The organism is Hyphomicrobium sp. DY-1, assembly GCF_047497105.1.
Lineage (GTDB): Bacteria > Pseudomonadota > Alphaproteobacteria > Rhizobiales > Hyphomicrobiaceae > Hyphomicrobium_B.
Genome location: NZ_CP134870.1, coordinates 554,122 through 567,339, shown reverse-complemented (window position 1 = coordinate 567,339; position 13,218 = coordinate 554,122). Strand labels below are relative to the sequence as shown.

Below are 13,218 nucleotides of genomic sequence, written 5' to 3'. Positions count from 1 at the left end.
GGAAAGGGGGAAAGCGCTACGTGTCCGGGGGGCCGGAGATGAATTTGCGCCGGTATTCGGAGGGCGTGGTGTGGAACTCGGCCCTGAAGGCGTCGGCGAAGTGCTTTTCGCTTTTGTAGCCGCAGCGCTTCGCGATCTTGTGGATCATGAGCCGCGTGTGGGTGAGCAACTTGGTGGCGTGGCGCATGCGGGCCTTCCTGATGAGCTCCCCCGGCGGCGGTGCGCCAAGCTTGGCAAGTTCCCGCCGGAAAGTGGCTTCGCTCATGCCGTCGATGCGGTTGGCGAGGCGGTGGGTTGTGAGCGTCGCGTCGCGAAGACGGGCGTGGCGTTCCGGGGTCCATCCGTCTGAGGAAAGCGCTTCGGTACGGATGGCCTCCTTGCGCTCCCACTCACTCGCGATCCAGTCATCAATGGTCGCGTAGACGCGGCGGAGGAACGGGTCTGCCGGGGGAAGAATGCTGGCGAAGTGCAACGCGAAAAGCAGCAGGTCCTGTTTCATGCGACTGGCAAAATCCGGGCGTGCGCGCGAACGGTCCCGCTCGCGCCGTGGAAATGTCATGAAGGCAAAATGAGTCCCCTACCGCCGATAGGGGCGGTTAAGCGGCGTTATCATCATGGGGGTTCGAGTTCAGCATAATGAATGAAAAACACCCCTTGTTGAAGTGATCTGTGGGCCTGCCGACGGCATTTGGTCGGGGTCATGGGTGAATGTTCTCCGGGGGTTGCGGGCTGATCCTGTCGCCGCGCTTGGCGGGTGCCTCGGGGAGGAGGCAATCGTAGCCGCCGGTGGGCGCTTGGGGTGCCGGGTAGGCGCAGTCGGGTTCTGCCCCTAGCACCACTTTCCAGACATGGACGTAGGTGCGGGCGAAGTCGGGGGCGACGATGATCAGCGCAGGGACGATGTAGGAAAGCGCGGCGGCGAGGAGGATGCGCGCGATCCACTGGTTGAAGGAGTCAGGGACGAATTTTCTCGGGGTTGCGTCTTTCAACGCTTCCTCTTCCCGGGGCTCGTTGATGCGGCCGGGTGTATCGTTGAGATCGCGCGTGCCCTCCGTTTTTTCTGCGGTTGTGTGGAGAGGGCGCCTTGGGTCGCGCCCAGTCGCGCGGCGGCGCCGGAGAGCGTTGCGTAGCGTGCAGTGGAAGGGAACCTTGAACATGGTCATTTCTCCCGGTTGTGTTGATGGGGTGGGAGGCGTGGTGCGCAGGGCGGGGGTTGTTGATCTGGGCAGTCGTCCGGCGGGGCGTCGATGTCGTAGGCGGCGACCATTTCGCCATCGATCATGACGTGGGTAAGCTCGTCGCGGATGGGGCCATAGCGGCGTTCCAGTTCCGCGTTGACCATGTGCAGGAAAGCAAGGATGTCGGCGGGCGGGTTGACGTACTCGAATTCCCGTATGGCGCCGTTGGAGATTGAGAAGACGGCGCACAGGCTGTTGTTGCTGGTGATGGCGAACAGGTTGGCTTCGCCGCGCGCGATCCTCATCCAGTATTCGGGGTTGGGAAGTTCTTCGCCGGCGATGAGTTGGATGAGGCAGTTGTCGGCGCTTGTTCCGGCGCGGAGCAGGTGCATCGGGTGTACGAATTGGACGAGACGAAAGTGTCCATCCTGGAGCAGCACCGGGCAGGGCGGCTCGGGTACGGCCATGGCCGAGCGGAGAAGGTCGCGCTGGATGCGGCGGTGGTCGGCGGCAAGGACTGCGAGATGCTGTTCCCGTCGCCGCGCGGCGGCGTTGAAGCTCATCTTGGAGAGGAGATCGATGGGGTTGGTGGCGAACCACAACGTACCGTTGGTGAAATCGATCTGGTCGTCGTCATGGTAGCCGTGTCGAATGAGGTAGGTCGCCAGCTTCCTGATGAAGAGGGTGCGGGTGCGGTCGTCCTGCCACGCGCATTCTGCGAGGAAACGTCGGGACCAATGGAGCAGGACCTTCATGGCGGCGGGGTCGCGGGGGTACCCGATCGGTCCGTAGCCGCGCTCTCCCATCGCGGTGCGGCCCGCCAGGACGTTTTTGACTTGTTCGGGAAGGTTGGGCGTCACGTGGGGTCCTCCATGAAGAAGCGCCCTTCACGGGGATGGGGCGGGTTTGTCTCCGCCGGATGGCGGGGCCAGGATGTGGCGTTGAATGGTGCGGTGACAGGGCCGATGCGCGCTTCGATGGCGTCGGCGGCGCGGCGCATGGCGGCATGGAGTGTGTCCGGCGCGTTGACGGTCTCCATTTCGGTGATGCGGTTGTCCCTTATCGCGAAGACCAGGCAGAGCCGCCCTTCGTGCGTCAGGGCGTAAAGGTTGAGCGTGCCCGACTTGACGTCCCGCCAATAGGTGGGGTTGGGGAGCAGCTCGTCGCCGATGATCTGCTTGAGGCAGTTGCCGGCGGCGGTTCCCACATCCACCAGATGCCGGGCATGGACCAGTTGGATGAGCGCGTAGCCGTCGAAGGCCGCGAGGAGTGGCGCATCGACGTAGGGGCGGTTGAGGTCGGAGCGGAGAAGTTTGGGGTCGGCGCTGTGGTTCTTGGGCAGGCGCCCGTTGGATTGCTTTTGCAGGCGCATGGCGTGCCCGAAGCCCATGCGGGAGGTGAGCGCGCTCGGGTTGGCTGAGAACCATTGCGTGCCGAAAAGAAGGTCAAATTCCAATTGGTGGGAAATGTGTTGGCGCGCGATGTAGAGCGCAAACTTGCGGATGTAGGCGATGCGCTGCAGGTTGGTGAGTGAGGGGCGGATGAGGAAGAAAACGGCCGCGTGCCGCGTGACGATGCTGGAGGCGCGCGGGTCGATCGGGAAGCGGATGGGCGGGAATCCTTCCTTGCCGGCGATGACCCGCTGCACGAGAAGGGCGACTTCGGTGGTAGTCATGGCGCGCTCCCCCAGAAGGAAAAGTGAAGCTGGTTGGGGTTGGGGGGAAGGGGCAGCGGCGGTTCCGGCGGGATGGGCCATACCATGCTGGCGCGGGATGGCCAGAGGACGCCGAGGAGGCCGTGCAAAGTGGTGATGACGGCGGGCATGACGAATTGGAGGTCGTGAGCGTCGTCGAGGAATTCCTCTTCGGTGACGACACCGTCCACCACGGAGATGAGGAGTGATAGGCGGTCGCGGTGGCTGAGGGCGAACAGCAGCCGTGTTCCGTTCTTAATGGGGATCCAATACGCGGGGTTGGGGAGGATCGTATTGCGGACCTCGTGGATCAGGCAGTTATCGGCGAGCATGCCGGCTTCGAGGACGTGTTGGGCGTGGGCCAATTGGTGCAGCGTGTAGTCGCCGTGGACCATGAGGAGCGGTTTGGGTGTGAGCCGCGACTTGAGGTCGGTCCGTGTCGTGTCGCGCTCAGGCCCGTCGATCTTGCGGAATCGCGCGGAGGTGCTGTCGAACTCGCGCTTCATGGCGCCGCCGAAGGTGAGCTTGGTTTCGAGCGTGTGGGGATTTCGGGCGAAGTAGGCGGACCCCATCGCGTAGTGGGTGAAAAAGTAATGAGCCTTGCCCGTGCGCACGATGTGGATGGCGAGCTTCCTGATGAAGAGGGCGAGGTGGAGGTGGGATGCCGTCTCGCCCGCCTTTTCGAGGAACATGCGGGTCCACTTGACCACGGCGTCCATCGCCCAGGGGTCGTGCGGGAAGGCGATGGCGGGGAAGTCGCCGTGGCCGCTGATGAGGCGGTGGGCTTCTGCGCGGATGTCGTCTTCGGTCATGACAAGGGTTTCCCAGGCATGGGTTGCGGTTCCGGGTAGTCTTCGATCAGCGTGCGGAAGGCGGTGAGCGCGAGCTTCGCGAGTTCGGGCGATGAGGGATGGGTCAGCGCCACCTGCAGCTGGTCGCAAACCGCCATGATGCGAGAGAGTCTCCAGGCCAGGCTTTCGATTTGGGCGTAGGCGCGTTCAAGCTCGGTCATGCCTCGTCCTCTTCCGGGGTTGATCCGCTCGCGGAGGATGAGGTCGGCGGTGAATTCTCCCTTGCTCCACATGGCGGCGCGTTCCTGTGCTTGGGATGGATCCAGTTGGGCGGCTGGCCGGAGGGCTCGAAGCGCAGGCTTTCGGACTCGGGACGTGGCCAGAGATCGTTCCGTAACGGATTGAGATGGCCGGTGATGGCTTCGACGGCCGGGACACAGTCAGCCAAGATGCTGGAAAGGATGTCGTGAGGGACGAAGGTGTGCATCTCGGAGAGGGTGCTGAACATGGTGGTGAAGGCCACGCAGAGCTTGTCTCCGCGCCAGAGCGTGAAGAACCGGCGGTGTCCGGTGTGGGCTTGACCCCACATGCGCGGCTGCGGGTACCACTGGCGGCCTCGGCGTATGACGAAAGGGGTGTCGGCCACGCCGCCGAGGTCGGCGAGGTGTCGGGGGTGGGTCAGCATGGTGAGGCGGAAGCCGTCCTTCTCGAGAAGGACGAGCGGTTGGCAACAAGGCGCAGCCATCAGGCGTTTGAGTCTGGTGAACGCGACTTTGTCTTGGCGATTATCAAACTGGCGCCACATGAGTCCGTTCAAGCGGGCGGCTCCGGCGAAGCTGAGGCGTGTCCTGAGCGCGGCGCGGTGTTGGGCGAAGTAGGCGGTGCCACGGACAAGCGCGAAGCCGTCTTCGGGTTTTGGGTGACGCACGAGATACACCGCGACCTTGCGCGCGAAGCGTAGTCGGTCGTCGAGGGTGTGGTAAGGCGCGAGGCGCGCGAAGTCGGTCATCGCATTCATCAGGAGGTCGCGCGCTGCCGTCGTCGTAGGGAATGCGAGCGGCTTGAAGTCGGGTCCGCCGGGGATATGGCCGTTCAGGGCGGGGGCGATGTCGGTGAAGGAGATGCGCGGAGGCTCGGAAGGTGGGTTCGGGCGGGGCGCGCGGCGGGATAAACGGCGGGGCGGCGCGATAGGGGTGGCGGCAGGTGCAAGGGCAGCGAGGGAGCGGGAGAACGCGCCTTTGAGGTCGGGGTCTGGGGAGAGGATTGCGGCTTCGGTCACGCGGTTCGCAGCGACGAGAAAAACCATGCGGAGGGAGCCGTCCCGCCTGACTGCGTAGAGGCATGCGCCCTTGCGATTGATGGAAGTCCAATAGAGCGGGTTGGCGATCGGCAGGACATGCTTGTCGACCGCGAGGCAGTTTCCGGCCTCAGTGCCCGCATCGGCGAGGTGGCGGGGGTGGATGAGCTGTTCGAAGACGAAGGGGCCGTCGACGTGGACGACGGGCGGCGGCGCATACGGGGTGTCGGCGCTGTCCTTGAGGACGTCCCGCCGGCGCGCCTTGTTGTGCTGGTTGGCGATGTGCCGCTGCTGGTCCTCGGCGACGGCGATGGCGCCGGCGAACGAGAGCCTGGTGGTGAGTAGCTCGGGGTGCGCGCGCAGGTGATTGACCGCGCTGGCCGCGCGAAGGGCGTCGAATTTCCCCGTGCGGATCATGTAGTGGGCGAGCTTGCGGATCAGGGCCGTGCGCTGCGCGACGGTGAGCCGGGGCCCGTCCTTATCGAAGGCGGTGCCGATCCATGCCTGGAGCTTGAGAAGCTTCATCGGGCTGTCAGGGAACGCAATGGGCGCCCCGTAGGGTCGGCCGGTGACGTTTCGCCCTGCCAGCACATGGGTGACCTGTCGTTGGGTGACGCGGGTGATCATGCGGCGGCGCTCCCGCTTTCATCCCGTTCGAGTTCTTTGAGGCAATAGAAGAGCAGCCATGAGGTTGTGCCGCGCTGGTTGTTGCAGTGGTTGCAGGCCGCCACCTCGTTGGGAAAGCGGCGACTGCCGCCTTCGGAGAGCGGGGTCAGGTGCTCGAGGGTGAGGGCGCGTGGTGCGATCGGCCGGAGAAAAGGCTTCGGCATCATCGGTTCGCGGCAGTAGAAGCAAAGCCCTTCCTGCTCCTGGAAAAGCTGGGCGCGCCGGAGGGAATCATGCCTCGTAGGGTGGTTTATGCGCGGCGCCTCCAGAGGTCGGTCGGCGTGGGTGTTGGCTTTGGTCCCTGGCAGGACGAGGATGACGCGTCCATCCATCACGCTTCCTCCCGTTTAGGGAAGGTCAGCACCGTCGCCCCTTCGCGTTCTTCAATTTCGAAGTCCTCGTCCACGAGGGCGAGTTCGGGTTGCGCGGCGTGGAAGGGGTTGTTCTCGAAGAGTCCGGCGAACATCGCATCGTTGAGGTAGTTGGGGGTGCGCACCACAGTGCCACGCTGGCCGGGCCGGTAGAGCGCCAGCTCGTTGGGCTTGAGGGCGGTGACGGGACGCGGGCAGGTGTCGGCGAGGTAGTCTTGGAGCAGCCGGGCCGCCATGGGCGTCGCGGCGCCGAAGTATTGGTGGAAGCTGGAATTGTTGAGGATGGATTCCCAGTCGTTCGCGTAGGTGGCCTTGAGTTGCGAGAGGTCCTGCCAGAACGTCCACACCTTCACGCCGTAGCCGCGCATGAGCGTGATGGCGGTGGTGAGCGGTTTCAGTTCGCCGAGTTGGGCCGCTTCGTCGACGAGGAGCAACGTGGGAACACGGGGCGCTGTCCTGCGCTTGGACAACGCAGACATCAGCGTGAGGAGCCACAGCCGCAACAGCTTGCCGTGGGTCAGCAGTTTGTCGGGCGGCACCACGAGGTAGACAGTCATCGGGTCGCCGCGCTCGACCTTCTTCAAATCGATGGTGGAGTTGAACAGGCTGTCGCTGACGGCGCCGTCGGTGAGGAAGGCGAGGTGGTCGATGGCCGTCGAGGTGATGCAGGTGCGGGTCCTGTCCGTCGCCATGCCGCGCGGGTTGAACCCGAAACGGATTCCGGCGTGGCAAACGCGCGGCGCGTCGCCATGCCGGTCCACGCAGCACCACTCGTCATAGGATTCGACGACGATGCGGATGTCGCGAAGGTTGGGTTGGGTGAGACCGAGGCAGCAATGGCCGATGGCTTCGGTGATCAGCGTGATGGCGCGGTTGTCCCAGTAGGGGTCGTTGTTGCGGGAGAGTGCGCGTTCCTGCACGACGGATTCCGCGAGCACGCGCATGTCGTCCGCGGTAGCCTTCTTCACCGGCCCCAGCGTGTCGAAGGGGTTCAGGGAGGCGCGCTGGATGCAGTCGGTCACGCCGAAGGGGTCGAGGACATGCACCTTCTGGCCCATGGCGCGCCGCCGCGTCGCGGTGACCGCATAGTTTTCGCCCTTGGGGTCGATGACGATCGCGGGCCCCTGCCACGTGAGAAGCGCGGGGATGATGCACGAAACCCCCTTTCCGGCGCCCGTCGGTGCCACGGTGATGAGGTGGCCTTCCCGGTCGTCGTGCCAGACGGGCTTTGGAAATCCGTCCCGCTTTTCCTTTTCGGCCCATCCGAGCATCAGGCCGTGTTGTGGGCCGGTTTTGCGCTTCGCCATGAAGTGTGCCTCAACTCAAATTCGAAAATTCAAACAAGGGCGGTTCAGTGGGTCGGGGCGACACGGCGGGCGATGCGCCCGAGTCGTGTGGCGGTGAGCAATCCGAGCAGCTTCAGCCACCGCACCAGCACGAGGATCAGCGCGGTCCTGACGGCGTCGCTTTGCATCTGTTCGGGGATGTGCTGTTCGAGATCGCGGAACAGCGCATTGAGGATGAGGCCTAGCTGCCCGATTGCGAGGTTTCCGCCGGGCATGGCGATGGGGGCGCCTCGGACGTCGCCGTCGGCGGTGTAGCCTTGCATGACGTTCAAGAGCTGGTCGTAGACGTCGGTTTTCCTGGTCACGCGGAACCTCCCCCCAAGAGAAATCGGGTGGTGCTGCGCGCCGGTGAAGGACGCGTCGGGCGAGGCTCCGCTTGACGGGAGCCGGGGGGATGCTTGGTCGTGAGGAACCCCGTTGCCTCCGCGTACGCTTCAAAAGCGCCGCAGCACCGGGTTCGCAATCATCGCACGCAAACGGACGGCAATGTGGCGTAATTCCGATTTTGGGCGGGCATCTGAACTATGCTACACGCGCCACGCCGTGCCAGGCTGTGGATGAGTGCGGTGCGGATGATCATTATACATGCGGATTTGCGGCGATTTATGTGGGTGCCAAAATATTGCCCCTCGCGGTGCGCGGAGGACAGCGCCGTTGCTTGTTTAGAACTTCGCGGGATTTTTTTGGGGAGGCGAAGGGGCGATTTTCTTTCAAGCGCGCTAGCGGGTGAACGGGTCCGCAGGCGAAATCTCCAAGCCTTCGAGAAAAATTTCCGCGTTTCGCAGATGAAGTGCGGTACTGAGGCGCTGCGCCGGTGGCCGCTGCAGAACGAGGGAGGGTTGTCCCGCAATGGCGCGCGTGACGTTGGCGCGGTCGATGCGGAGGATGTCGGCGGTATCGCTGATAGCGTAGCCGGCGCGCGTGACGTGATTGCCGACGTTTCTCCACACAGCGGCGGTGTGGCGCGCCGAGATGCGGTAGAAGCTCCAATCGCGCTGTTCATCGTCCAGAAGAGACCGCGTGAATTCCGTGCGTGGTAGCGCCAGTGCTTGCTCGAGGAGGTCGAGGTCGTTGTCGCCGAGGATGATGCGGGCATTGCGGATGGCGAGCGCATCCGTGCGGTGCAGGCCCGTCGCCGCCGTGAGCGCGGACGCGGTGATGTTGAGGCGGTGGAGATGGAAGGCGACGCGCGCGGCGAGACCTTCGGGGTCTTGTCCCTCCTGGAGAAGGGGGAAGGGGCGTCGTGCCAGTGTCCGTGCTTTCGTTCGTCCCCATTATGAGGGGCTCCGAAAGCGGGGAAACGGACAGGGCCGGAAAGTTGCGCAAAGGTAGTGCAGGAAAAGCCGCTGGAGGTCGGCGGCGGAGTTTCGGGTTGAGGGAGTTTGGAGGGATTAACTGCGCAGCAAAGTGGCACGCGCGGTGACGTGTAAGGGATTTGGCGGCATATTTGACATGTGGGAATTTCGGGGAATGTCCGTCAGCTGACGATTGCGGCCGCAGGGCCGTCCAACGTCGCGCCGAGGACGTCTGCGCATAGCATTCCCGCAGAGCAAGCGTTGATCGCCGCGGTGATGGTCAACAACAAGCTCTACGACGAATTGGGCGGCAGTGTCCGGCCCGAGCACTTTTACATTCCGCTGCATGCCGCTGTCTTTGAAGCGATGGAACGCTTGATCAACGTGCGGGGCGTGGAAGCGAATCCGATCAACCTCAAGCAGGAACTGAAGGGGTCGCCCTTCGATGCGGAGAAGGATCTCTATCCTCATCTGAAAGACATGTTCGAGAGCGGCGCGCTCGCAAGCGACGTGAAGAGTCTCGCGGAAGTGATTCAAACAACGTACGTCCAACGGCAAATGATCGGTCTTGCCGACGGCGTGAAGAGTGCGGCCGAGAAGGCGGTGACGCCGGAAGACATTGGCCTGATCTTGAGCCAGGCTGGGGACGAGCTTTACCGGTTGTCGGAAACCGGAAGCACGAACACCACGCGGAGCGTCCGCGAAAGCCTCAAAAACATGATCGAGCATGCCGAACTGGCGCGCCAGAGCGGCACGGGCATCATCGGCGTGGCAAGCGGGTTTCCGGACCTGGACAGGTTGCTCGGCGGGTTCCAGCGCAGCGACCTCATCATCCTCGGCGCCCGACCCAGCATGGGGAAGACCAGCCTTCTCCTGAACATCGCCGAGCATGCGGCCGAGCGGCTTTCGGAAGGCGGTGATAACGGCGCGGCCGTCGGCATCTTCAGCCTGGAGATGTCAGCCGAACAACTGATGCAGCGGCTGACGGCATCGAAGGCCGGCATCAACAGCCAGCTCATCGCCAACGGGCGGTTGTCGGACAAGGACCGCGACCGGATGATGGCGGCGGCCGGGCAACTTGCGGACCTGCCGCTCTATATCGACGACACGCCCGCGTTGCCTATCAACGCCCTGAGGGCGCGTGCGCGCCAGATGAAACGCCAGTACGGCATCGGCGTCCTCATCATCGACTATCTGCAGCTCCTCACGTCACCGGGAAAGCGCAGCGAGGCGAGCCGCGTCCAGGAAATCTCCGACATCAGCCAGGGGCTGAAGCAGATCGCGCGCGACCTCAACATCCCGGTCATCGCGGCTTCTCAATTGTCGCGCAGCGTGGAAGCGCGGGACAACAAAAGGCCTCAACTCTCCGACCTGCGGGAGAGCGGGTCGATCGAGCAGGATGCCGACGTGGTCGCGTTCTTGTACCGCGACGATTATTATATTTCGCGGGCACTTGGGGGCGCATCTGAAACCGACCTGTCAAGCGACGCCGACCGGCGCAAGGTGATGGAGATGAAGGACAGGCTCGAGAAGGCGCGGGGCATCACCGAGCTGATCATCTCGAAAAACCGGAAGGGCCCCACCGATACCGTGCGGCTGTTGTTCACGCCCGAGACCACCAGCTTTTCATCGTACCAGTCGTACTGAGGGGAGAGGGTGTCAGGAGGTTTGTGGCGCCCTCCATGAGAAGGGGTCCGCCGAACACGTTGGCGGGGAACCCACAAGAAAGCATCTCTCATGGACCGCGACTACCTGCGCCGCTTGCGTGACAATGAAACCGAATTGACCGGCTCTGAACAGGCCGAGTTGTTGGAGAAGGCGGTCGCCGAACACGCGCTGCTGTTGAAGCATGATGAGGAAGTGGCGGTTCCGGATGACCTTCCCGAGGAAATCAGTCGTCGCCTTAGCCACGGCCGTGACCTTGCGCTGGCGCGTGCGGCGGATGTCCGTGACGTTGTCGGCAACATCGTGAACAGGGTGGGGATCAAGGAACTGCCTGATCGGTTCCAGTCCTTCCACAAGGACTATTGGAATACCGTGGCCAAGGACAAAACCGATGCCGCGATGATGAAGTTCGGTTTCGGGGACGAGGCGTCTCGCTAACCGCGCCGGGCCACGCGTAGGCGGGTCTCCTTCCTGTCTCTCGTCATCCGCGTATCGATGGAACGGGGTGAGCAGCCGATGATGTTCGCGGCCTGGTCGTAGGTGACGGAGAGGGTGCCGTCGGGCCGCATCAGTTTGGCGAGCCGTGCGTCGGCCTCGGGGGTCCATGAGAACCGCGGCCTGGCGGAGAGGTTCAATACCTGCATGGCGCGTCTCAGGACTTTTTCGGAACAGCCGAGCCGCATCATGACTTCGGGGAGCGGGCGGCGGAGCACGCCGTTGTGGCAGAAGGAGCGCAAATGCGCGACACGGGCTGGAGTCCATTCGAAACGGACGTAGCCGGGGTTTGTCAGCAGCACCAAGCCGAGGCGGAGGGACTTGCGGTCGCATGCCAGGGCGGCGCAGGCGTCCTTGATGGTCATGGAGAGACGGCCGTGTCCGTTGAGGAAGCCTTTGAGTTTGCGGAGGCGTGCCGGGGTCCAGGGTGATTTTGGCGTGGGGATCGCTCCGATGCGGGCGAGGCCTTCCCGGATTTGCCCGACGCTGCATCCGAATCGTTTGGCGGCCGTAGGAACGGGGACGGTGAGGATGCCCTTGGTGCACAGGCGCCGGAGGGCGGTTTTGCGTGGCGCGGTCCAAGTGAAGATGGTGCGGCGGGTTGCGGCGACGCCCGTCGCGATGACGTAGCGGTGGACCATCGGAGGACTGCAGTCGAGTTCCTTTGCGGCGTTGGCTTTGGACATGGTGAGGCGGCCATCGGTGGAGATGCAGGCCTTGAGCCCTTGGATACGGGACCGGGTCCAGAAGGTTTCGGCGGCCTTGCGCTTAAGGTCATCCTTCATCGGCCGCAGCGAGAGAATCTTCATCGCGTCTTCGACGGCATAGACGCTGTTGCCGATCCGCGCGGCGGCGACGCGTTCGGGCACGTTGAGGAAGCCGGCGCTGGAAAGCTGGAGAACGCCCTCGATGGTCCGGCGCTTGACGTCACCGGCGTTGTTCTTGGTGGCGATGCCTTGTCGGGCGGCCTGGCCGGCGAGGACCGTCACGGGGATGTTCAGGGCGCGGGCGATGGTTCCGAGGGGCTCCGTGAATTTTCCATCGACGACGAATGCGGATATCGCCTTCTGGTGCTCAGGCGTCCAGATGTTGGGCCACTTTGCTTTGATGTCGTGGAGCATGCAGTAAGTCGTGATGGATGCGCGGCTGACGCCGCAAAGCACGGCGGCTTGGCTGTGGGTGCACACCAGTGCGCCGTCCCGCACGAGGCCTTTGATGATGCGTAAGCGCGCGGGCGTCCAGACGGTGGGCTGCATGGATGCAGTCTGATCAAAGGGCGGCTGGTGTTCCATGCCCGTGCCTACGGAAGCGGCATTGGCGCGTCCGTGGTTGGGAGGGGTGGTTTTCTGTCAAACGGTTGAAGGGCGCAGTGCGGGGTTGTTAGGTCGTGCGAGGGGGGACCATGACAACACGGGCAATCTGGATTGTGGGGACGCCGTTTTCGGGAAGCACCATGGCGCAATGGCTGGTGGGCCGCTTCTCAAAGGTGTTCGTCGCGGGAGAGGTCGATCGGGTGAGGGTGTTCCGCATGCACCCGCATCTGGAAAATGATCCGAAGTGCTATTTGGATTACTGCGCGCGTTGCCGGGCGCACGACGAAGATTGCGCAGTGTGGACGCCAGAGCTGTTCGGCGATCTTGCGATGCTGGGCCCGGGCCCGGGGGTTTATGACGCGCTTGCGCGCGCGTCAGGTGCGGAGGTGGTGGTGGACGCGTCTAAAACCCCGTGGTGGTTTCTCAACGTAACCAATCATGCGGATTTCAGAAGTTGGAGCGGGAGAGTGTTCGTTTTGCATTGTGTGCGTACCCCGTTCGCTTTTGCGGTGAGCTATTCGAACAGGACGGGCCTTCCGCTGGAGCAGTGCGTGCTGTCGTGGGTCATCATCAACCGTGACGCGCTTGGCGTGGTTCAGCGCTGCGGAGCGTTCGCGCCAGTCCTCACGGTCTATCACAACAGGTTGCTTCGTGACCCGGAGGGGTTCCTGCAAACGATGTCGAACTGGTTGGATATTGGAGAGGATCTGGGTGGCGAACGGGATCATCATTTCCTGGGCGGCAACGTGGCGGCATATCCCTTCAAGGTGAAGGAGGAGCAGACTACTGAGGCCTTCGACGCGAGCATCGATCATTTTTCGAAGGTTGACGCGGTGTCGGATGACGATGGCCGTTGGCGTGGAAGGATCGATGCGGGGATGCGTTGGAGGCTTGCGGGACTTCCCGGGGTGAGGGAGACGTGCGCTGTTTTCGGTATCAACATCGATGCGTTGATTGGGTCATAAGGCGTGGAGTTGGCCCGCGAAGTGGGGTGATCAGTTCCGGCGTCGGAGATCTGCGGGAAGGCGATGGACGTTGTTGAAGGTCCATGACGCCGGTCGCTGCGGAGGGATGTCGGCGGCGCTGCCCCCTGCGGGGAGGTTGTGTG

Annotated in this window: 15 protein-coding genes; 3 read left to right on the top strand and 12 right to left on the bottom strand. The window is 63.5% G+C overall.

Annotation, left to right across the window (positions count from 1 at the left end):
• Positions 1 to 16: 16 nt before the first annotated feature.
• From RLW41_RS02720 to RLW41_RS02670, 11 genes are all read right to left on the bottom strand, one after another.
• The gene (locus tag RLW41_RS02720; protein WP_414463383.1) at positions 17 to 499 is read right to left on the bottom strand and encodes a helix-turn-helix transcriptional regulator; all 483 of its coding nucleotides are present in this window, start codon (positions 497 to 499) and stop codon (positions 17 to 19) included.
• Positions 500 to 698: 199 nt separating this feature from the next.
• Positions 699 to 1,157: a hypothetical protein gene (locus RLW41_RS02715; protein ID WP_414463382.1), complete on the bottom strand. Its 459-nt coding sequence runs from the start codon at positions 1,155 to 1,157 to the stop codon at positions 699 to 701.
• Positions 1,158 to 1,159: 2 nt separating this feature from the next.
• The gene (locus tag RLW41_RS02710; RefSeq protein ID WP_414463381.1) at positions 1,160 to 2,038 is read right to left on the bottom strand and encodes a hypothetical protein; all 879 of its coding nucleotides are present in this window, start codon (positions 2,036 to 2,038) and stop codon (positions 1,160 to 1,162) included.
• On the bottom strand, positions 2,035 to 2,853 hold the full coding sequence (locus tag RLW41_RS02705; protein ID WP_414463380.1) for a hypothetical protein: 819 nt from the start codon (positions 2,851 to 2,853) through the stop codon (positions 2,035 to 2,037). The genes RLW41_RS02710 and RLW41_RS02705 overlap by 4 nt, the downstream gene beginning before the upstream one ends.
• Positions 2,850 to 3,683: a hypothetical protein gene (locus RLW41_RS02700; RefSeq protein ID WP_414463379.1), complete on the bottom strand. Its 834-nt coding sequence runs from the start codon at positions 3,681 to 3,683 to the stop codon at positions 2,850 to 2,852. The genes RLW41_RS02705 and RLW41_RS02700 overlap by 4 nt, the downstream gene beginning before the upstream one ends.
• A complete protein-coding gene (locus tag RLW41_RS02695) occupies positions 3,680 to 3,883 on the bottom strand; it encodes a hypothetical protein (RefSeq protein WP_414463378.1) in 204 nt (67 codons plus the stop codon). Before RLW41_RS02695 ends, RLW41_RS02700 begins: the two co-directional genes overlap by 4 nt.
• On the bottom strand, positions 3,880 to 5,586 hold the full coding sequence (locus tag RLW41_RS02690; protein ID WP_414463377.1) for a hypothetical protein: 1,707 nt from the start codon (positions 5,584 to 5,586) through the stop codon (positions 3,880 to 3,882). The genes RLW41_RS02695 and RLW41_RS02690 overlap by 4 nt, the downstream gene beginning before the upstream one ends.
• Positions 5,583 to 5,957, bottom strand: coding sequence for an HNH endonuclease (locus RLW41_RS02685; RefSeq protein ID WP_414463376.1), 375 nt, complete (start codon positions 5,955 to 5,957; stop codon positions 5,583 to 5,585). Before RLW41_RS02685 ends, RLW41_RS02690 begins: the two co-directional genes overlap by 4 nt.
• Complete coding sequence (locus tag RLW41_RS02680; protein WP_414463375.1) at positions 5,957 to 7,303, bottom strand: type IV secretory system conjugative DNA transfer family protein; 1,347 nt, start codon at positions 7,301 to 7,303, stop codon at positions 5,957 to 5,959. The genes RLW41_RS02685 and RLW41_RS02680 overlap by 1 nt, the downstream gene beginning before the upstream one ends.
• Positions 7,304 to 7,347: 44 nt before the next feature.
• The gene (locus RLW41_RS02675; RefSeq protein WP_414463374.1) at positions 7,348 to 7,647 is read right to left on the bottom strand and encodes a hypothetical protein; all 300 of its coding nucleotides are present in this window, start codon (positions 7,645 to 7,647) and stop codon (positions 7,348 to 7,350) included.
• Between the two features lie 414 nt (positions 7,648 to 8,061).
• Complete coding sequence (locus RLW41_RS02670; RefSeq protein ID WP_414463373.1) at positions 8,062 to 8,292, bottom strand: hypothetical protein; 231 nt, start codon at positions 8,290 to 8,292, stop codon at positions 8,062 to 8,064.
• A 504-nt stretch (positions 8,293 to 8,796) separates the two neighbouring features.
• Between RLW41_RS02670 and dnaB the strand changes: the two genes are divergently transcribed.
• Both dnaB and RLW41_RS02660 read left to right on the top strand, forming a co-directional pair.
• Positions 8,797 to 10,284 carry a replicative DNA helicase gene (gene dnaB, locus RLW41_RS02665; RefSeq protein WP_414463372.1) on the top strand — a complete coding sequence of 496 codons (1,488 nt, stop codon included), beginning with the start codon at positions 8,797 to 8,799 and terminating at the stop codon, positions 10,282 to 10,284.
• Between the two features lie 90 nt (positions 10,285 to 10,374).
• A complete protein-coding gene (locus tag RLW41_RS02660) occupies positions 10,375 to 10,740 on the top strand; it encodes a hypothetical protein (RefSeq protein ID WP_414463371.1) in 366 nt (121 codons plus the stop codon).
• On the opposite strand, the gene RLW41_RS02655 is transcribed toward RLW41_RS02660, so the two are convergent.
• Positions 10,737 to 12,053 carry a hypothetical protein gene (locus RLW41_RS02655; protein ID WP_414463370.1) on the bottom strand — a complete coding sequence of 439 codons (1,317 nt, stop codon included), beginning with the start codon at positions 12,051 to 12,053 and terminating at the stop codon, positions 10,737 to 10,739. The two genes, RLW41_RS02660 and RLW41_RS02655, sit on opposite strands and share 4 nt — an antisense overlap.
• A 146-nt stretch (positions 12,054 to 12,199) precedes the next feature.
• Between RLW41_RS02655 and RLW41_RS02650 the strand changes: the two genes are divergently transcribed.
• Complete coding sequence (locus RLW41_RS02650) at positions 12,200 to 13,075, top strand: hypothetical protein (protein WP_414463369.1); 876 nt, start codon at positions 12,200 to 12,202, stop codon at positions 13,073 to 13,075.
• Positions 13,076 to 13,218 lie beyond the last annotated feature (143 nt).